Origin of the sequence: Pectinatus frisingensis, from assembly GCF_014076555.1 — a bacterium.
GTDB lineage: Bacteria > Bacillota > Negativicutes > Selenomonadales > Selenomonadaceae > Pectinatus > Pectinatus frisingensis.
On record NZ_CP045424.1, the window covers coordinates 2,526,460 to 2,546,584 of the forward strand.

The window sequence follows — 20,125 nt, forward strand, 5'->3', positions numbered from 1 at the left end:
AATGTTTCTTCCTTATTGTTATTATAAAAATAAACAGGGGCAAATCCTTTGCCCTTGCGTTCAGTCAGTTATCCGGTTATTTGCCGGCGTAGGAACTCATAAAGTCATCATATTCGTCCTGGCTCATACCGGCACGGGATACCAGCACCGGATGGACAAAACCACGGACAGACTTAATGGCACGCCTGCCGCGGCGGGTAACGGTCGGCATCGCCAGGGAGATCGCATTAAAGGCTGCACTGCCAATTGTTCCCCAGCCAGAGGCTGTGGCGGCATCGATAGCGCTGCCGGAAATACCGCTGGTATCATAGACACCCAGTGTATCACCCAGCATGCCCCAAACCTTGCTCAGTTCGTCGGCCGGCAATAATGCCCACAGATAACCGTTGACAGTTGATATGCTGACACTACTAATCAATGTAGCTGTATTGGACAATAAATCATCACCCGTCAAATCGGCTATATTGGCATGCCATAAATGACCAGTGAAAGCAAAATTATTGTCATAAGAACCATTTATGATATAAGCCGTACCATCCTCAAGAATGGCCAGTGACCGGATATCAAAAGTATCACTATCAGCAGTAGTTCCACTGACAGCGGCCTTAACTAAATCGGTAACAGCCAAACTTGTGGACACCTTTTGAATGCGCGAAGCCGGGTTCCATTTGATTGGATACTGGTTCCACTGCGCCCCACCCAGGGCCGTCACATAGAAGCTGCCGCCATAGTACTGCAGATCAAAGACATTCGGTGCCAGGCTGGCACTCGGACCGCCGCCGCTGACCGGTGTCAGCGTACCGGGGTCGAGCTTGACAATGATACTGTTATAGTAAGTATAGTTTGCCGGATTAGAGGGCGAACCGGACAAACTATACTGCTGGGCTGCGGCATAAACGTAGTCAGTGCCTGATTCAGTGTTAAATACCGAGTCGACGCTGTGTGCCGTGGCACCCGAACCCGTCGGTACAAACTGATAATCATGGCTGTCCAATGTCAGGGTTTCCGTACTGCCGGTCTTGCCATGGATAAGCTTAAATATGCGCCCGTTGTCATTATCAGTACCGGTGTAATCAGCACCATAAAGTGTGCCGGCATCAGTCCCGCCCGGTGAATTGATGCTGTAGACATTTAACAGATCTTTACCGTCGCTGTATTTTTTGGTACTATCAGTAATCACAGGTGCCGACCAATCATTTGGATCATAGACACTTAAGAGGCAGGGATCTTGTACCATATTTCCACTCGAATCATAATGATATACTCTTTTTACCAGCAATACCCTGATGCCGGTGCCGCTGCCGCCGTTAAAGTAAAAGGCGATAGGATCGGTATTAGTGAACTCAGTCCCGCTCCCTGATACAGGAGTATACGCCGGCGTGCTGGTGCTACTGGAAGTAATCAGGCGCAGACGCCCCTTGTTTGACAGTGATGTAGCAAAATTATAAAATGTTGCTACTACCTTTGATATTGACATAATTAATAAGCCTCCTTAAACAAAATTGGTTCTTATACCCCGGCAGGACAGCCTCACTGCCCTGCGACATTTGAGACGCTGCACCTCCTTTATCCGGATTACTGTATTAATAACTGCACCGGCGGTCAGTTATTGTCGTCCGTGCAGACAACAGCCTGCTTAAAATGGCAATAAAAAAACTCCCTTGCGGGAGCGCACTACACAGACAGGCCAAAAAAGCCCGGATGTGTAATCTCCTCCCCATACCTCGCAGGTCAAGCGGTGATTGTACAACAGGCAGTTCTCCTGACTCCGGGTCATTGTTTATCCGCGCCTTCCCAAAGCATTGCTCCAGTGACGTTGTCTGCGGATTTACTCTCCGTTACAGTGGCGGGACCGTGTTGGCTTTGCACCAAACTTCCCTATTAAGCCCCGAAGGGCACCTGTTCCGATTTATTAAGTTTTTATTTATGCAGCCATCACCACATTGCGCGCGATTGTCCGCCCTTTTAAGGGTGGATAAAGAACGAGATGCCTGCATAACTGTCAGTTTGCCCTTTATCCGCTCTTAATTTCTGAGGGCAGATAAAGCAAAAATGTCTTACATAGCTATATTGATAAAACAAAAGCGCCAGTTATCCCGACCAGCGGAATTACCGACGCTTTATTTTCTAAAAGCCGCCTGCTTTTGCCGGGTCAAGAACGAAAGCTGTTCCCAAAAACAGCTCACCTAAAAATCTGCAGTCAAATGCACCACATAAATCATGCATATACCTGCAAATGTTCCCAATCCCAGACCTGTACATCGCAGGCTATATACGGATATAAAAACCAGGCAGTACCCTGACTTAGGTTCATTGCTGCATTTTTCCTTGGTAAGAGGGAAACAAAAATACAGCTCTCCTTCACAGTTGCGAGACAGCGCCGGACTTGCACCGGACTTCCCTATTGAATCCATCCAGATAATGGATACCTGATTTCATAAAAATTATCTAATTGTTAATATTATCTTAATTTAATAAATAATAGTTTTCACTTATTACGATAATGCTATTTTACAGATTTGTCAACTATAATTTTATCAGTTTTTAGCTTTTCATCGAACATTTTAAAATATCAACTATAATAAAGACAAGCGGGGCGGCATATCTTCTGCATTCCAAAATCACTATATCCAAGCATATCAATCTTTGCATCTCATCAATTTTCCCAATGTCATTGATAGCTCATTTGATTTTTGAACGAATTATTAAGTCAGTGTTTCAACATAAATGAATTGTTTTAAAATATATCCGCTTTGAAATTTGGTCCAATTGAATTCCGCAAAATCTTCTATATCCGAATAATAGATTCAAAAGCATTTCCATTATTAAAAAGTAATGTTATACTAATCATAAAAAAAGGTGATATGGATGAAAAGAAAAATTCTTTTCCTGATTTGTGTATTTATGAGTTTTTTAGTAAGCAGCATAGCTCTCGCCGCTGCATCAACTGCTGATGCCGATTCATCGGCATTGACCACTACATCCTCCGGCAGCACAACTGATAACTCTGCAACTGCCGAAAAAAAAGCTACTTTTCATGTGGTATGTGCATATGACCATAATACACCTATCACAAATCTAGATATCTATTTCAAAAACCCGAGTAATGGAGAAATGGTATCTGGTACAACAGATGCGCAGGGAAATATTTCCTTTAGTGAAATGAACGGTGGTGTCTATAATGTTTATATGACAGACACCTATGGGAACTATGTATCTGCCGAATCATCCGTTTCTATTACCACAGATGAGCCGGAACCATTAATGGTTCCTGTCCCTTTAGCAAAATTACAGGTTATTTATCAAAATTCCAGTTTGGAAAACTATCAGGAACCATCCTACACTGTGTCGGGAACTTTTGATAAAATTTATAAATTAGCTCCATTGGCAGCCGGTACAAGTGTCACGAATGAATCCGGCTATGTTGCGACCGGAGCTTCCTATCTAGTGACGGTCAAGTCAGAAAAAGGCATCATTGGACAATCTTATTTTGCAATACCGTCCAAAACGGGTAATTTCTATATTCAAATTTATGATCGAAATCTCAATATATTTATGAAAAATATAAGATTATTTTTGTAATAGCTCTCATATGAAATCAGACTGTTATGGTAAATCAACGTTATGGCAAAAAACCTTAAATGCAGCCAAGCTGATAATGAAGTATACGCCCCCGATAAAGGGTCACTAAATATTAATTCAAAATACCCCAAAAGCGATACACTATAGCTGCACACAATTATTGACCTGTAAGATTGTTTTATAGCTGCTGCACTGAACGGTGTACAAGCTTAGTATGATTGTAGCTGGGGTGGTTGCACGTCTGCAGCAGTGTCCGGACAGCGACTCAAAGTCTTATCCCGGATGTCATAATTTTGCCTGATTACCATACTTTTTATACTTTACAAGTGTTGAATTTTATTATATACTATATCCAATAATTTAATAAGAAAGTACGTTTTTAGCAGGATGCTAATTAAGAGAATTCAAGGGAATTATTTTAAAAAGGGGTCCTGCTTTGTGTTATTTAAAAATAGTTCTTTTTTACAAATTAATCTCAAATATCTGTTTTTTTCTTTGACGATGTTTTTAATGCTTGCATTCCCATTTGCCCGGGTGGAAGCTCAAGAATCTTTGAGCGTTTTACCGTTTAAGAGCATTGCCGGTCCGCGTGAATTGGGATCGCTGTTGACAAATCAGCTTATGGCTGATTTATCCGGAGACTCAGCTATTTGTTTGGTTGACCGTGGTAATATCAAAGATATTCTGGATGAACAGGGACTTGGGAAAACCGGTGTCATTGCCAAAAACACAGCGATACAGATGGGAAAAGTTCATGGCGTTGATTATCTTTTGACCGGCGGTGTTTTTAGTCCGCAAAATGTATTGCCGAGAAAGGGAGTCAAATATCCGGCGACCAGATTCAATGTATCATGGAAGTTAATTGATACGACAACCGGTCAAATTGTCCTTGCCGATACTAATAGCAAGGAAGTTCCGAAGATTCTGATTAAGCAAGATGGCCGGCGTGTATGGATTACTCCGTCGGATGCAGCCGGAAATGCTTTACGAGATATTTCCCATGATATCAGTCAATTGATCCAACAAAAGATGGCCAGACATACAGATACGACCCATGTTGCTTTTGTAGACGGAGATACCGTTTATATTGATGGCGGGCGCAACAAGAATGTCAGTGTAGATGAAATTTTTTCTATTGTACAGGATGGAGTTGTGATTCGAGATCCTGAAACGGGAAAATCTTTGGGATATCAGCAAAAAGTGATATGCAAAATTCAGATCGAACGTGTTAATGACGATTTTGCCTATGGTAAAGTTATAGCCGGCAGCAGCAATAACTTACAAATCGGTAATGTGGCGACAGCATCATGAAAATATTTTTACGCGTATGGTTAATTTTTATATTGTTTATGGTAACCTGCTCATCACCGTTATCGGCAGAACAGAAATCGTATAGTGCCTTAGGTTCCGGCCCTACAGAACGTGCAGCAATTCAGGATGCGTTCCGTAAAATATTAGAAAATGCGCAAGGTATAGATGTGGAATCCAATTCTTACCTGACCAACAGCATGATTGATCGTGATAATATTCATTCTTATACGAACGGGCATATAGAAAGCTACACGGTTTTGGATAGTCATTTTGATGGCACTGTATACAATGTTGAAGTCGAAGCAAATGTCGCTCCCGGTGAAGGTCCGGCCTCACCACAGGCTGCCCGATCGACAGAGCATCTGGGGATAAGTGACTTGATAATTGGCTTGAATGTCAATGCAGCGGGAAATCGATCAGCACTATATGGTGTAAAAAATGACCAGACTGTTGAGGCAAATATAACCAATCATCTTACAGATGCCGGTTTTGCTCATATTTTTTCTGCTAATGACATCAATGCAGGGCCATTTGATTATACGATCAGCGGAACGCTTACATCAAGGGCCATGCCGATGAATTTGTCGACAGATATCCCGCTTTACACCAATCAGGCAGTGCTAAGCATCAGGGTTACTCGTTGCGATACGGGTGAAAGCCTGCTGACTGGAGAATATCTGGGGAGCAGCATCGACATTTCCAAACAAAATGCTGAGACAACTGCCAAATGTGTAGCTAGTAATAAAGCTGCGGAGGCAATCGTTTCGGTTTTGCGCAATGTTGCTGTTAACGCACAAAAAAGTTATACGATTACGGTCCATAATGTAAAAGATTATCATCAACTCACCGCACTAAAGGATTATCTTAGTTATGCCTGTAATGCTGAAAATGTAGTTATCAAAACTTTTGATGAAAATAACGCCGTACTCACTCTGAACTTTACGGGTGAAAATGATGATCTTGCCGATATGCTCTCACAAAATCCAAGCTATTCGACAGTTATCACAAAAATAACGACGAGTACGATAGAGTTGACCTATTGACAAAATTTAAACCGTTTAGAAAGAGGATGATGTTGTCTTATGAGTAAGGTAAAATATCTAAAGGAGCTCTTTTTTTTATTTGTGTTTTCAGGGCTTTTTGTATTTATAGCACAACCTAGTTGTTCAGCAATAGGGGTGGATTGGGATAGCAATATCATTACAGCGATCGGCGTTGGAAGTGCGCCCGAATATGCAATTAAACCGGGACAGGCCAATGCCTTAGCGCGCCGGGCAGCAACTGTGGACGCATATCGGAATCTTGCCAGCATTATTTATGGAATAGAGGTTGAAAATCATACCACTATCGAACAATTAACAGTTAAGAATGATACAATTAAAACCGCTGTTGAAGGTGCTATCCGCAATGCACGCGTTGTAGATGAAGAACAATTGGACGACAGCAACTATCAGGTAACGGTAAGTATGCCGCTGTTTGGAAAAAACAGTCTTTCTTCTGCGGTTTGGCAGAATAATAATGAAAATACCGGTACAACAAATAATGTGCCAGTAGTTAATTCAACTGTTAATCCGGTGCAGGAACCGTCAACGACGAGTCCGACAATTCCTGCGACTATGGCGGCAACACCTTCCAGTACAGTTGTGCCGCTTCCTACCGGTGCTTATACAGGATTGATCGTTGACTGCAGAGGATTGGGTCTTGAACGTGCTATGACACCTAATATTATTGATACCAGCGGACGCACATTATATAATTCACAGAATGTGAATAATCAGCAGATTATTCATAACGGACTGGTTTCTTATGTAAAATCACCAAATGATGAAGCCGCTAATATAGCTGGTTCTAATCCATTGATTTTAAAGTGTGTATCTTTGACTGATTTTCATCGAAATCCAATTATCAGCAAAGAAGATGGTGACCGGCTTATCAGTGCTGTACAACAGTATGATTTTTTGAGAAATGGTTCAGTGGTCTTTATTCAGTAAATTAATATTATTTCAAACCAGGCAAAAAGAGGAGATTGTCATGCGTTAACGAAACGCGTGACAATCTCCTCTTTTTGCCTGATGGCTGAATTCCATATACTGTAATCGCATCATTATAATGATACTACTCCTTTAATCTCTTTAAGTTTGCCAACAGGTTGATCATAGATACTCTTTTAAAATAGCAGAAACTAAACCCGATTTTGTAAGCGTAGACTTCAAAGCATCTAACTTTGTTTCTGCATTTTTGTATGTTTTCAAACTGGAATTTAAACTGTTTAAACTGATTTTTAATTCGGCTATCTCTGTGAGAGCACTTGTAAAATCAGCCTCTTCATCTAAATCGATTGTTGATGAAAGTTTCGTCATAGTTTTTTCTAAAGAAGTAAGCTGCTTCGTCAGTGTTGTTAACTGTTCAGACGAGCTTACAGTGGAAGAAGCCGCATATCCTGTCTGATGAAAAGATAATCCGTACAAAATAACAGCGATAATCAAAAACGATATTTCCTTATTCATTTTGGAAGCCTCCTTTGCTGCCTGTCATGTTTTCATTTTCTAAGAGCTGCTGTTTATGTGAATTCGCATAGGTCATAATCGCAAGACAAATCTTATCACTGTCACTATCCGGCGTAATTGTTTCCCATATTTTTGTTGCCGGTCGATTTGTTTCAATCAATATATTATTTGCATCGTAGGCATCTAACTCATAAATAGCTTTTGTATGATTTTTTATATCGAAAATACGATCTTCAAGAAAATAAGAAACCTGTAAATTTTCATCTGAAAAATTTAATAGTGCAGCAAATTTAGTAGCTGCTGATGAATTGAATGCACATTTTTGCCAAAACCGTATTTGATTTTCATTGCCATCAGCAAAACGAATTGTATCTGTGTCGAAAAATATTGTAACACCATCTTGAGAAGAAAGGACCTGCCAGCGGTTTTCCGAACTATCAGCAGCAAATCCATATGCTGTTCCGGTAAAAAATACAACACCTATTGAGAACATGAGAAAAATATATAAAGGGGAATTTTTTTTCATAATATCATTTCCCTCCTGAATTCAAGCTTTTGTTGATCACTCGAAGTAATTAGCTGTTTTTGCTTGTCAATCTTTCATGTTTACTTTATAAAGCCGATACTTTATGTAAAGCTATATCACCTTTATACAACTTCCCATTAGATATTATAACATAAATAATATGGATAAAAATACATTTTAGTAAAGTATAGACAAAGGGTAAAGTACTAAAAAAGGCTTCACAGCAAAATGCCGTGAAACCTCGAATTTCTATGGAGCGGGCGAGGGGAATCGGACCCCCCTCTTAAGCTTGGGAAGCTCACATTCTACCAATGAACTACGCCCGCAAAACCGACTTAATAAGTGTACCATATTAAGTTTTCAGATGCAATATTTTCTGCAAAATCAGCTAAATTATTCTAAAATTTCCCTTGCGCAAGCGCCATCAGATTACTTCGCAGAAGTGTCATGGCACCCCGGGATAATTCATCTTTTGTGAGCAGAGCATGAATAAGTGTATGATACTGCGGCAAGGTATCTGCATTCCATAATAATTCAATATTTAGGAATTTCTTTGCTATTTTACTGAGATTTATACCGAATGCGTCAAGTGAATAGCGCATTTTTTCCGGTCTTCGACAGGGTTCATTTTTTATCCGGCTGCACCTGCAGCAAAAGTCACAGCCACCCGATGACAAAGAAATGGCTGTCGGAGTATATTGTTCTGCCGCTAATAATATCTCACTTACTTGTTTTTTAACAGTCTTAGTGGTTTTTAAAGAAGTATATCTTATCTTTTCTTTTGTATTGGCTGCTGCAATAATCGCGGCATCATAAAAAATCCGAATGCCAATAAGATAGCTGTATTTATACGGTGCCAGATATTCATTAGGATCAAAGTCAAGCGGCGGGCACGACCAACGTGTATTATATTTATGACAGTCTTTACAATACCGAAGGAATCGTTCTCTCTCCTGATATTTCCCCAGGACATCGGTCAAGACCACCTGTTTTATACAGGTTTCAATTCTATACATCATGTTCTCCAGTCAGCTGTCATCCGGCAGCGGCAACAATTATAAATTTTTCTCAGTCATTCACCATCATATGACGTAAATCTTCTTCCGATACAGCTCCGACCAACTGGGCTGTCGATTGTCCGTTTTTAAAAACTATTATGGTAGGAATGATAGTTATGTTATAACGTTCAACCAGTTTTTGTTCCTTGTCCACATCTATGCAGCCAACTTTATATTCACCTGCTGCCATTTTTTCCATTTTTTCAATTATCGGTGTAAATCTATGACATGGTGTGCACCATTCAGCCCAAAAGTCGACTAACACTGGAATTTTCGATTGCAGTACCTCCATATCAAAATTGTACTGTGTATATATTTGCGGCATAATCTTTGCCTCCAGTCTCCTTTAATTTACTAATATCATTATACAATAATATATATTTATTTAATAGCTTCTGCAATGTTGACAAAAAAAGTTCCCGGTGTTATTATAAAAGAAATTAATATTGAAGGGTTAGGCGTCAGCAATGACTTAATAGGGAAACCGGTATTAGATAAGCCGGTGCGGTCCCGCCACTGTAACACTGAGCAATCCCGCATGTCATCCATTGGAATTATATTCTGAGAAGGAGCGGTAGAGCAATGATGTGAAGCCAGGAGAACTACCTAATCAGCAGTCACCGTTATACATTTATTGTATAGTACCCGCGAGCGATGGGAAGGAGATTATTGAATAAATAATTCTGGTATTTTATACCCTCTTTTTAGCGTTCGCTTTAAAGAGGGTTTTTATTTTGCTTTTTCAGCCCCTTTATATCTTCAGCTAATATAAAGGGGATCATGCTCATAGAGTTTTACTTCCTCTTAAACACTGCAGTAGCAGGACCTTGCATTCGCAAGGTTTTTTTGTTTTTATTCCCAAATACTGCCGTTTTATTTTTGTAATCGCATAATTGTTGATAAGATAAACTTTACTATCATTCCGGTAAGCAAGGCCGATATGATCGTGCCTTCACGAATTCCGACAATAGTTTGTGAGCAGACAAGGGACAGCAAACTGGCTGTCAAAACCAAAAAACAGTCAAAGACCACCTTTGTCCTGCCAAAGTCCAGATGCCAATTAATGGCAATGGCATTTACTATTCCCTCTCCCGGCAGCATGACGACTCTGCCAAGTATTTCACAGGTAATGCCAATCCCCATCGACAAACATCCCAATAAAAGGACCATCAGATAAAGCATATATATATCAGGAACGGGTATCTGTTCCAGCAGCTGCATGGCATTATCGATGAACATGGCAAAAATAAGCGTCATCGGTACCTGCAAAATCTGCATTTTTCCAAGACGGTCACGTAATATTACCCATTGCAGAAAAAGGAAAAACATATTTACAACAAAAGTAACTTCTCCCAGACTAAAAGGAACATTAGTACTGATCACATATGGCAGACTGGATATTGGCGAAGTTCCCAGTGAACTTTTTATTATCAAATCAATTCCCAGAGCCATAAAAAACAGACCGATGATAAAAGTTAGATAATTTTTGATTATTTTCATTACTGCATCATTCACCCCCCACCGTATTAAAATATACTTATATTGCCAGATATTACGAACCCCAGCTCTACTCAGCTGGGGTTCGTAATTTTCCCGACTTTTTTATTTAAAGTTCATTCATGACCCGCTGCAGATGTTCTGTAAGCTTCATATTTTCACTGTAATCCACACGGCAGTCGATAATTACCGGCGCATCAAGTTTAAAGGCTTTCTCCAAGGTGGGAATAAGTTCTTCCGCTTTCTTTATCCTAAACCCCACAGCATGCATGCTTTCTGCAAATTTAACAAAATCCGGATTGGTGAAATCAACTCCGTAAGTATGATTATATTGAGCCTGTTGTTTCCATTTTATCAACCCATAACTGCAATCATTGAAAATCAAGGTCACAAAATTGGTTCCAAGCCGCATGGCTGTTTCAAATTCCTGGCAGTTCATCATGAAACCACCATCCCCGGTTATTGCCAGCACCCTTTTATCCGGATGCACCAATTTGGCTGCTACTGCCCCTGGAACTGCAATTCCCATTGTGGCAAATCCATTAGAAATGATGCAGGTGTTAGGTTTATAGCAGTTGTAATGGCGCGCTATCCAGACTTTATTAGCTCCCACATCGGAAATTACGATATCATCAGGTCCCATGACTTTGCGGACATCATTTAAAATACGCTGTGGTTTCATCGGGAATGACTGATCATAAGCATAGCTTTCATGCTCGCTGACCATCTTTTCCCGCAGTGTCAAAGCCTCTTTTGGTTCCTGCAGCCGTGCCGCCCGTTGCATTATCCGCTTCAGGGCATCAGGAATGTCTCCCACTACTTCTACATTAGCCTGGTACAATTTATTTATATCGGCTGCCGATGCATCTATATGGATTATATCAACATCGCCGTTCTTGTTCCATTTGGATGGAGCATATTCTATAATATCATAGCCAACTGCGATTACCAAACTGGCTTTTTCCAGTATCTTATTTTGATAATCAGGAAATGGTATGCCAATCGTCCACATGGAATACTTATTATCAAATGGAATAGCACCTTTGGCCATCATCGTATTTATCACCGGTATCTTTAGCTTTTCGGCAAAAGCTGTTAATTCTTTTGAAGCATGTGAGCGAATTACTCCGCTGCCCGCTAAAATAACCGGATTTTTAGCATATGAAATCAACTCGGCTGCCTCATCAATAGTATGAACTGAAGCATATTCACTGACCGGATACTGCTTTTGCAAAGGACGTTCTTTATCCGCAATAGGCATCAATCCGATATTTACCGGCAGATCAATATGACAAGCGCCCGGTTTTTCCCGTTCAGCATATTTAAACGCCAGCCGCACTATTTCATTTATTGTATCCGGACGCACAACCATCTTGGTGCGGCGCGTTATCGGTTCAAACATTTTAGTCAAATCAAGAAATTGATGCGATGTAATATGCATGCGGTCTGTTCCAACCTGTCCGGTTATCGCGACCAACGGTGCCCCGTCGCTGTCAGCGTCAGCTACACCGGTTACCAGATTGGTGGCACCAGGGCCGAGCGTAGCCAGGCAGACGCCAGCCTTACCGGTAAGACGACCATAAACATCAGCCATAAAAGCAGCACCTTGTTCATGCCGAGTAGGAATAAATTGTATTTTTGAATTTTCCAGTGCATTCATTATTGCCAGATTTTCTTCCCCGGGGATGCCAAAAATGTACTTTACACCCTCCTCTTCCAAACATTCTACCAGCAAATCGGCAGTACAACGCTTACTTTTCTCATTCATGATGGTTTAAGCAAATCCTCCTAAAAAATTTAATGTTAACACATATTCAATAATAGCTATTTTAATAAAATTTATCAACAAAAATTTGTAAATATGCTGTAATAATGAAATAATTTATCTATACTTAGGCGGCAGATAAAAATATATACTATGAGCAAACATAAGTTTTTGACTTTCTGCTCTGCGGTTATCAGCTGCCATCGTGGCAAATCATCGATACTCAGACGTTAAAAACAGCCAATCAACACTCTAGCCGGCAGCATGCAAACGATTCTTACCTTTTGTCCGCCCTCAAAAGGGCGGGGAACCGCGCAAAAGTGATAATGTATTGCATAATTTATTTTGCCGGCATACCGATAGTTTCTCCTGCCCATGTTATAATAAAATAAAAAGCTTATCCATTATGTCAGGAGGAATGCATATGAAAAAGATTGGATTTATTGGAACCGGTATAATGGGCAGTGCCATGGCCGGACACCTGCTCAATGCAGGCTATGAAGTCAGTGTTTACAACAGGACCAAAGCCAAAGCTGACAGTTTACTGCAAAAAGGCGCCGTATGGTGTAACACTCCGGGACAATGTGCCAAAGGGCAGGATGTTATCATAAGCATCGTAGGCTATCCCAAGGATGTTGAAGAAATATATCTCGGTAAAAACGGTGTTCTGGACAACGCATCTGAGGGTGCTTATCTCATTGATATGACTACGTCCTCTCCACAGCTTGCACAAAAAATATACCGGATGGCAAAAGGCAAGGGCATCTTTGCGCTTGATGCTCCTGTAACCGGTGGCGACAGCGGTGCCCAAAATGCCTCTCTTTCCATTTTGGTTGGTGGCGATACCGATGCTTTCACTGCTGTTAAACCATTACTTTTAAAAATGGGGACCAATATTGTATATGAAGGGACTGCCGGAGCCGGTCAAAAAACAAAAGCTTGTAATCAGATTGCCATTGCCGGTGCCTTAGCCGGGGCATGTGAAGCGCTTTCCTACGCCAAAGCAGCCGGACTTGATGTACAAAAAGTCTTTGATGCCATTTCACAGGGTGCTGCCGGCAGCTTCCAAATGAGCCATGTTGCCGTCAATGCTTTAAAAGGAAATTATCAACCGGGATTTATGCTTAAACATTTTATCAAAGACATGAAAATCGGCGTACAGGCAGGAGACTCCTGCGGCCTTAATATGCCAATCTTAAAACAGGTATTACAGCAAGCTGAAAATCTTGCTGCTAAGGGTCTGGAACAAGAGGGCACACAATGTTTAATTAAATATTATCAAGATAATTTTTAACATTTGCCGGCCATATGGCAATGCTGCAAATTGTCTTTTGTAATATTATCGTTCCACATGGCATAAAAATGTTCCGGTTTTGTAACATTTTTATGCCATGTAATAAATAAACATCCATGATGCTTATCGCTCATTTGTAAATAAACCAATGTTTTTCTTAATAAATCATATAATATTTTAATTATTAAGTAAGTTAATAATTAAATAGTTTATTCTTTCTCTGTTATACTTAATTTCTCAATACTCCCATAAAAAATTGGCACACGGTTTGCTCTGATAATTAATCGGCTTTATAAATTTGAAGGGGGTCATATTATGATAGTAAGTGTAATCAAGGAAATCAAGAATAACGAAAACCGCGTTGGTCTGACACCAGCCGGCAGCGAAGCTTTGGTAAAAGCCGGACATACTGTCCTGATAGAAAAATCGGCCGGAATTATCAGTGGTTTTAGTGATGAATCCTACAGTCAGACCGGTGCTCAGATAATCACCGACAAGAAACTTTTATTTGATAATGCCGATATGATCATAAAGGTCAAGGAACCCTTACCTGAAGAATACGATTATTTTCACGCGGGACAAATTCTCTATACGTACCTGCATCTCGCCCCCGCCCCAAAGCTCACCGAGGCATTGCTCAAACACAAAGTCATCAGCATAGCTTATGAAACAGTCGTTGGCCACGATGGCCACAGTCTGCCGCTGCTTTCACCAATGAGCGAAATAGCCGGCAGAATGTCTGTGCAGACAGGTGCACATTATCTGGAAAGCCGTTTTGGCGGCCGCGGTATACTTCTTGGTGGTGTCAGCGGTGTATGTCCGGCTCAGGTTGTCATCGTCGGTGGTGGTATTGTCGGCACTAATGCTGCTAAAATGGCCGCCGGACTTGGTGCCAGAGTTACCATACTTGATTTATCAATAGACCGGCTGCGTTATCTTGACGATATTTTCGCCGGACGAATAATCACCGAAATGTCCAACAGTTTAAATATCGCAAAATGGGTCAAACGGGCTGATTTACTGATTGGCGCCGTATTAGTTCCCGGTTCCAAAACGCCGAAACTGGTATCTGAAGCAATGGTAAAAACCATGAAACCCGGTTCAGTTGTGGTCGATGTTGCTATTGATCAGGGTGGTGCTATTGAAACATGTGATCATTGCACTACCCATGATAATCCCACTTTTAAAAAGTATGACGTCATTCATTATTCCGTAGCCAATATTCCCGGAGCTGTTGCCAGAACATCAACTCTGGCTCTCACCAATGCTACTTTACCATATGCCCTGTCCATTGCCAATAAGGGCTATAAAAAAGCATTTTTCGATGATCCAGGTTTGCTGCAAGGGTTGAATACCATCGATGGAAAACTGACCTATAAAGGTGTTGCCGATGGGCTTGGTCTTCCCTACACTGACAGCAGGGAGTTTTTAAAATAATTATACACTGATAAAGTAAACGGGGCTGTCGCACAAACGGCATTGACCTCATAAAAACACAATCTGCCACCATCATGCGATCCCGCCCTTTTAAAAGCGGACAAAAAAGCGGCATACTGCGTATTTATGAATGAAAATGGTTTGTGCAGCAACCCCGTCTTTTTATTTATTACCGGCCAAAAGACAATCCGTACTTTTTCATTTTGCGCAATATACTGGTATGTGAAACTCCTAAGGCCATCCCCAATTTCCGCGAGGTTTTGTATTTTTTCATTGCTCTTGCAAGAATATTACGCTCAGCCTGAGCAACAGCCTCGTCAAGATTTTCCGGTAAAATCTCTGTCGGCAACTTATTTACAGGTATTGCCCTGCCAGTATCAAAAACTATATCATCCGGCATTATCTCATTTGTTGTGGCAATATTTACTGCTCTTTCAATAATATTACCCAATTCACGGACATTTCCTGGGAAATCATAGTGTCTCAGTTTCTGAAGTGCCTGGACATTAATCGTCTCAATATCAGGATTTATGTGCTGTGCCGCAACCTTCATGAGATGTTTAGCCAGAATTTCTATGTCCTCAGGGTGTTCGCGCAGTGCCGGCAGATTCAGTGGAATTACATTAAGACGATAATATAAGTCACTGCGGAAACAGTTAGTCTGCATCATGTATTCAAGATCCCGGTTAGTTGCAGCTATTATACGCACATCTATCGGTATTTCGCTCACTGCCCCGACACGTCGCACTGCATGTTCCTGCAAAACCCGCAGCAATTTAGCCTGAAGTGCGAATGAAATATCACCGATTTCATCAAGAAACAATGTCCCGCCGTCAGCCAGTTCAAACAATCCCAGTTTACCGCCCTTATGCGCTCCGGTAAAGCTGCCTTCTTCATAGCCAAACAATTCACTTTCCAGTAATGTCTCCGGAATAGCCGTACAATTTATCGCCAAAAAAATATTATTATGCCGCAGTGACGCATTATGTATGGCGCGGGCAAACAATTCCTTACCGCAGCCTGTTTCACCGCGCAGCAAAATAGTTGAGGAACTATTAGCATAGTGTCTGGCATTTTTCACCAGCGTATCCATTATTTCACTGCTGTACAAAATATCAGTAAAATTTGCGGCTGGCTGTTCTGTCAGCTTTTGATAGATCTTACGTACAGCTTCTATACTGCGTACTAAGGCAATACAGCCCGAAACTGACTGTGTTTCATCAAAAATCGGTTGGCTGCTGACCATATAATGAACATTGCGCTCCGGAATAAAAACCTCATGATGCGAAATAATCTGACCGGAGGTTAGTGATTTTTTCAGCAGTGAATGAAACGGCAATACCGTATCAATATTGCCGCCAATACTATCCGTGTTGTTTAACTGGAGCATCTTCGCGGCAGCTCGATTTATATAAGTAATTAATCCTGATTTATCAGTGGCTATAACTCCCTCACTAATAGTATCAAAAACCGTTTTCATTTGCTGGTATTGTTTATTGCGCGGCATTATTGCTATCTGTTTTATATCTGTTATGTCAGGCAGTCTGCCGATATCGGCCACAATCGCATTCTCTTTCATCAACGGCAGCGCCGGCAGTTCCAGATAAGTAATATTCTTTATGACTTCCATCGAAATAATATTGACATGGTATTTCAACATAATGCGTGATATATCATACACAAGGCCATGCCTGTCCTGATTTTCAATCTGTATTTTCAATGTTTCCACCTCAGTTTGCCAATAAATCATACCATTTTTTATTAATTTTTATTTATTAATAATCGCACATTATAAAATATTTATCAATGGTGCCGTAAAAATACTTTAATATCATTTTCATCTTTACTATTTTTTACATCCGGCCAAATTTGTTTTCGTGAGTGCTTTGCGACAAAAAACTGCCGCAGCCGATAACAAATATAATCGGCTGCGGCAGTTTTTTATTTTCATTTATACTTTTGTCGTCAATTTTTCTGTTATAACAGCCGTGACCATGGCATCACTTACATTTAATGCCGTGCGTCCCATATCAATCAGTGGTTCCACAGCGATCAAAAGTCCTACCAATCCTACCGGCAGCCCCATTGTCGATAAAACCACTAATGCAGCAAATGTGGCTCCACCACCAACGCCGGCTATCCCGAGTGAACCGAGCGCTGTCACAAATACAAGTTTCAACAAAAAAGGCAGGGTAAACGGATCTATTCCCACTGTTGGCGCAATCATAACTGCCAGCATTGCCGGATATACACCGGCACAACCGTTTTGTCCTATGCTGATGCCAAATGATGCAGCAAGATTGGCAATCCCCTTCGATACTCCCATCTTACTTTCTAATGCACTTACTGTCAGCGGCAGTGTCCCTGCACTTGTCCTTGACATAAATGCAAAAGAAAGGACTGGAAAAGCTTCATTAATGTAATGCAGCGGATTATATCTGACCAATGCCAGCAGCAGCAAATGAATGACGAACATCACTATTATCGCCGTGTACGATGCTGCCACAAATGACACCAGCTTTAGTATACTGCTGATATCACTAGTCGCGATAAACTTTACGATTAATGACAAGATACCATATGGTGTAATACGCAGTATCAGGTCAACGATCTCCATTATGATATCCTGCGACGCCAATATTATTTTTTCCAGAAACTCAGCCGTTTCCGGTTTATATTGTCTTATCTTTAAAATACTGATGCCGATGAGTATGGCAATAAATACCACTGATAATGTGTCAGCACTGTGCTGACCGGTAAAAGCATAGAACACATTTGTCGGAATTATCTCGATAAGCTGTTCTTGAACTGATTTTTTCTGAAATGTATCCAATTTAGTTTCAATATTCTGTCCCGCGATTATTTCACTGTCACCGGCCGGCATTCCCACTGCCGACAGATGATATCCCAAGGCTGAAGCTGCTCCTACTGATGCTGCTATGACCGTGGTAAACAAAAGTATGCCGATGATCAATATACCCGTAGTGCGAAAAGTCTTCATATCTTTTATCTGCAAAATAGACGATGTTATTGATACCAATACCAGTGGAATGACAATCAGCATCAGCATTCTTATATAACCTGTGCCAACAATATTGAGCCAGCTCAATGTTCCTTTGACTACCGGAGAGTCAATTCCATATGAGCCTTGATAAACTGCTCCTATTATAATACCGATAACCAGCGCAAATAATATCCGCTTGCCAAATGAAACACCCTTTCGTTCTAAATAAAACAAAAAGGCAAATATTAAAACAATGACCAATAAATTAAATAATACCATTATGCCCTTTCCTCCCTGTTGTCACTTTATATAATCTAAATCCTTACTTAATAAGTATTAATTACAATAGCTATACTTTATCATAAGTTCCGTAAATAATCAATAATTATTACTGCTATACTAACCTAACAGAAAAAACATACTATATTATCAATAATTTATATATAAAAATACTGCCGCATATAGTACCAGGTCAAATAAACATGCAAGCTCTACAAACATCGCTGTTAAAACCACAATCAGACTTCTAACAGGCCGATTAATTTACTATGCTGCATATTTACTGCCAAATGCTACATGCGACAGTTTTTTAGTTTAATCTATAATAATATGGGCTTTATGATCAGGCTTCCGGTTTTATCAGCCGCTGTGGATCTATATAAAAATCGTAGTCCTTTTCTGAAACATACCCCAGCGCCAATGCAGCCTGCTTGAGAGTTGTGTTTTCCTTAGCAGCTTTTTTACCGATTTCAGCTGCTTTATCATAACCAATCAATGGCACCAGTCCTGTTACTAAAATCAGTGACTGATTCAAATGTTCCTTAATTCTTGGTAAATTGGGCTGTATACCCGTGACACATTTATGATTGAATGATTTAATCGCGTCTCCCAGTAAACGAATGCTTTGAATCATATTATAAGCAATGACCGGCATAAATACATTGAGTTGAAAATTGCCCTGGCTGGCAGCAAATCCGATTGTTGTATCATTTCCCATAATCTGTACCGCAACCATAGTCATTGCTTCAGCCTGGGTAGGATTTACTTTTGAAGGCATTATCGAGCTGCCCGGTTCATTTGCCGGTATGGTTATTTCACCAATGCCGCAGCGTGGTCCGCTGGCCAGCCAGCGCACATCATTGGCAATCTTCATCAAATCGGCTGCCAAAGCTTTCAAAATTCCATGAACTGATGCCAGTTCTGATTTACTTGACAATGCCTGAAATTTATTGGGTGCCGTTTCAAAATTTTCACCAGTAAGATTGCTTATTTCCTTAGCCACTCTCACTGCAAATTCAGGATGAGTATTTATGCCAGTACCGACAGCCGTTCCTCCCATTGCCAAATAATGAACATATTCAAGTGACCGATCCAATATTTCGCGGTCACGTTTCACTATGCCACTCCAGCCGCTTATTTCCTGCCCCAATGTCAATGGCGTAGCATCCATTAAATGTGTACGTCCTATTTTAATAATATCTTTGAATTCATTTGATTTTTCATCTAAAGCAGCAATAAAATCATCCATTATCGGCAGTAAATGTTTTTTTATCAGCATCAAAGTGACAACATGCAAAGCTGTGGGAAAAATATCGTTGGAGCTTTGCGAATGATTCACATGGTCATTGGGATGAACCTTAATAGTTTTGCCTTGTTCCTGCAAAATCTGCATAGCCCGATGTGCTAAAACTTCATTCACATTCATGTTGAACTGTGTCCCACTGCCTGTCTGCCAGACTGCAAGCGGGAAATTATCATCCAGCTTACCGGCATGAACTTCATCGCAGGCTGTCATAATAGCTTCGGCTCTTTCTTTGTCAATCAGTTTTAAGTCCAGGTTCACCCTGGCAGCTGCCTTTTTTAACCGGGAAAATACCCGCACCAGCTCTATAGGTATTTTTTCCGTACCTATTTTAAAATTCTGGTAACTACGCTGTGTCTGTGCACCCCATAATTTATCAGCCGGAACTTTTATTTCTCCAATAGAATCCTTTTCAACACGATACTGCATCAAAATCCCTCCTACTATCTATCTTAAATTACATATTACTATGTTCTAAAATGAACTATCTTTTTTATTCTACGTCAACCGAAAAACTCCCTGCATATTTTGAAAATGATTTTCATTTAATTTAGATATTTTA

16 protein-coding genes, 1 tRNA gene and 3 riboswitches are annotated in these 20,125 nt (G+C 40.6%); of the genes, 6 read left to right on the plus strand and 11 right to left on the minus strand.

Annotated elements, in window-relative coordinates; all coding sequences use genetic code 11:
- Positions 1-76 precede the first annotated feature (76 nt).
- Positions 77-1,477: a hypothetical protein gene (locus F8M42_RS11860; protein WP_182186857.1), complete on the minus strand. Its 1,401-nt coding sequence runs from the start codon at positions 1,475-1,477 to the stop codon at positions 77-79.
- 258 nt (positions 1,478-1,735) lie between these two features.
- Positions 1,736-1,918: riboswitch (cobalamin riboswitch) on the minus strand.
- 355 nt (positions 1,919-2,273) lie between these two features.
- A riboswitch (cobalamin riboswitch) is annotated at positions 2,274-2,448 on the minus strand.
- 420 nt (positions 2,449-2,868) lie between these two features.
- On the opposite strand from F8M42_RS11860, the gene F8M42_RS11865 reads away from it, so the two are divergent.
- From F8M42_RS11865 to F8M42_RS11880, 4 genes are all read left to right on the plus strand, one after another.
- Complete coding sequence (locus tag F8M42_RS11865) at positions 2,869-3,582, plus strand: hypothetical protein (RefSeq protein WP_182186858.1); 714 nt, start codon at positions 2,869-2,871, stop codon at positions 3,580-3,582.
- Between the two features lie 438 nt (positions 3,583-4,020).
- Positions 4,021-4,893 (plus strand): CsgG/HfaB family protein, encoded by an 873-nt coding sequence (locus tag F8M42_RS11870; RefSeq protein ID WP_182186859.1) that lies wholly within the window; start codon positions 4,021-4,023, stop codon positions 4,891-4,893.
- On the plus strand, positions 4,890-5,936 hold the full coding sequence (locus F8M42_RS11875) for an LPP20 family lipoprotein (protein WP_182186860.1): 1,047 nt from the start codon (positions 4,890-4,892) through the stop codon (positions 5,934-5,936). Before F8M42_RS11870 ends, F8M42_RS11875 begins: the two co-directional genes overlap by 4 nt.
- Before the next feature lie 39 nt (positions 5,937-5,975).
- A complete protein-coding gene (locus F8M42_RS11880) occupies positions 5,976-6,884 on the plus strand; it encodes an LPP20 family lipoprotein (RefSeq protein ID WP_182186861.1) in 909 nt (302 codons plus the stop codon).
- A gap of 162 nt (positions 6,885-7,046) precedes the next feature.
- Here F8M42_RS11880 and F8M42_RS11885 read toward each other — a convergent pair whose 3' ends face one another.
- The 7 genes from F8M42_RS11885 to F8M42_RS11915 form a co-directional block, all read right to left on the minus strand.
- Positions 7,047-7,400, minus strand: coding sequence for a hypothetical protein (locus F8M42_RS11885; RefSeq protein ID WP_182186862.1), 354 nt, complete (start codon positions 7,398-7,400; stop codon positions 7,047-7,049).
- Entirely contained in the window at positions 7,393-7,926 is a 534-nt protein-coding gene (locus tag F8M42_RS11890) for a hypothetical protein (protein WP_182186863.1), read from the minus strand. Before F8M42_RS11890 ends, F8M42_RS11885 begins: the two co-directional genes overlap by 8 nt.
- 252 nt (positions 7,927-8,178) lie before the next feature.
- Positions 8,179-8,252, minus strand: a tRNA-Gly gene (locus F8M42_RS11895).
- Between the two features lie 72 nt (positions 8,253-8,324).
- Positions 8,325-8,945 carry a DUF2284 domain-containing protein gene (locus F8M42_RS11900; RefSeq protein WP_182186864.1) on the minus strand — a complete coding sequence of 207 codons (621 nt, stop codon included), beginning with the start codon at positions 8,943-8,945 and terminating at the stop codon, positions 8,325-8,327.
- A gap of 49 nt (positions 8,946-8,994) precedes the next feature.
- Positions 8,995-9,309: a thioredoxin gene (gene trxA / locus F8M42_RS11905; protein ID WP_182186865.1), complete on the minus strand. Its 315-nt coding sequence runs from the start codon at positions 9,307-9,309 to the stop codon at positions 8,995-8,997.
- 114 nt (positions 9,310-9,423) lie between these two features.
- A riboswitch (cobalamin riboswitch) is annotated at positions 9,424-9,608 on the plus strand.
- Positions 9,609-9,857: 249 nt separating this feature from the next.
- Positions 9,858-10,484, minus strand: coding sequence for a YczE/YyaS/YitT family protein (locus tag F8M42_RS11910; protein WP_182186867.1), 627 nt, complete (start codon positions 10,482-10,484; stop codon positions 9,858-9,860).
- Between the two features lie 106 nt (positions 10,485-10,590).
- On the minus strand, positions 10,591-12,249 hold the full coding sequence (locus tag F8M42_RS11915) for an acetolactate synthase large subunit (protein ID WP_182186869.1): 1,659 nt from the start codon (positions 12,247-12,249) through the stop codon (positions 10,591-10,593).
- Between the two features lie 421 nt (positions 12,250-12,670).
- On the opposite strand from F8M42_RS11915, the gene F8M42_RS11920 reads away from it, so the two are divergent.
- Positions 12,671-13,540 (plus strand): NAD(P)-dependent oxidoreductase, encoded by an 870-nt coding sequence (locus F8M42_RS11920; protein ID WP_182186871.1) that lies wholly within the window; start codon positions 12,671-12,673, stop codon positions 13,538-13,540.
- 315 nt (positions 13,541-13,855) lie between these two features.
- Entirely contained in the window at positions 13,856-14,977 is a 1,122-nt protein-coding gene (gene ald, locus F8M42_RS11925; protein WP_182186873.1) for an alanine dehydrogenase, read from the plus strand.
- A gap of 169 nt (positions 14,978-15,146) precedes the next feature.
- Here the strand turns inward: ald and F8M42_RS11930 are convergent, their stop codons facing one another.
- The 3 genes from F8M42_RS11930 to fumC all read right to left on the minus strand — a co-directional run bounded on the left by F8M42_RS11930 (position 15,147) and on the right by fumC (position 19,992).
- On the minus strand, positions 15,147-16,706 hold the full coding sequence (locus F8M42_RS11930; protein ID WP_229711565.1) for a sigma 54-interacting transcriptional regulator: 1,560 nt from the start codon (positions 16,704-16,706) through the stop codon (positions 15,147-15,149).
- Positions 16,707-16,928: 222 nt separating this feature from the next.
- A complete protein-coding gene (locus tag F8M42_RS11935) occupies positions 16,929-18,260 on the minus strand; it encodes a cation:dicarboxylate symporter family transporter (protein ID WP_182186877.1) in 1,332 nt (443 codons plus the stop codon).
- 343 nt (positions 18,261-18,603) lie between these two features.
- Positions 18,604-19,992, minus strand: a complete 1,389-nt coding sequence (gene fumC, locus F8M42_RS11940) for a class II fumarate hydratase (RefSeq protein WP_182186879.1) — start codon at positions 19,990-19,992, stop codon at positions 18,604-18,606.
- Positions 19,993-20,125 lie beyond the last annotated feature (133 nt).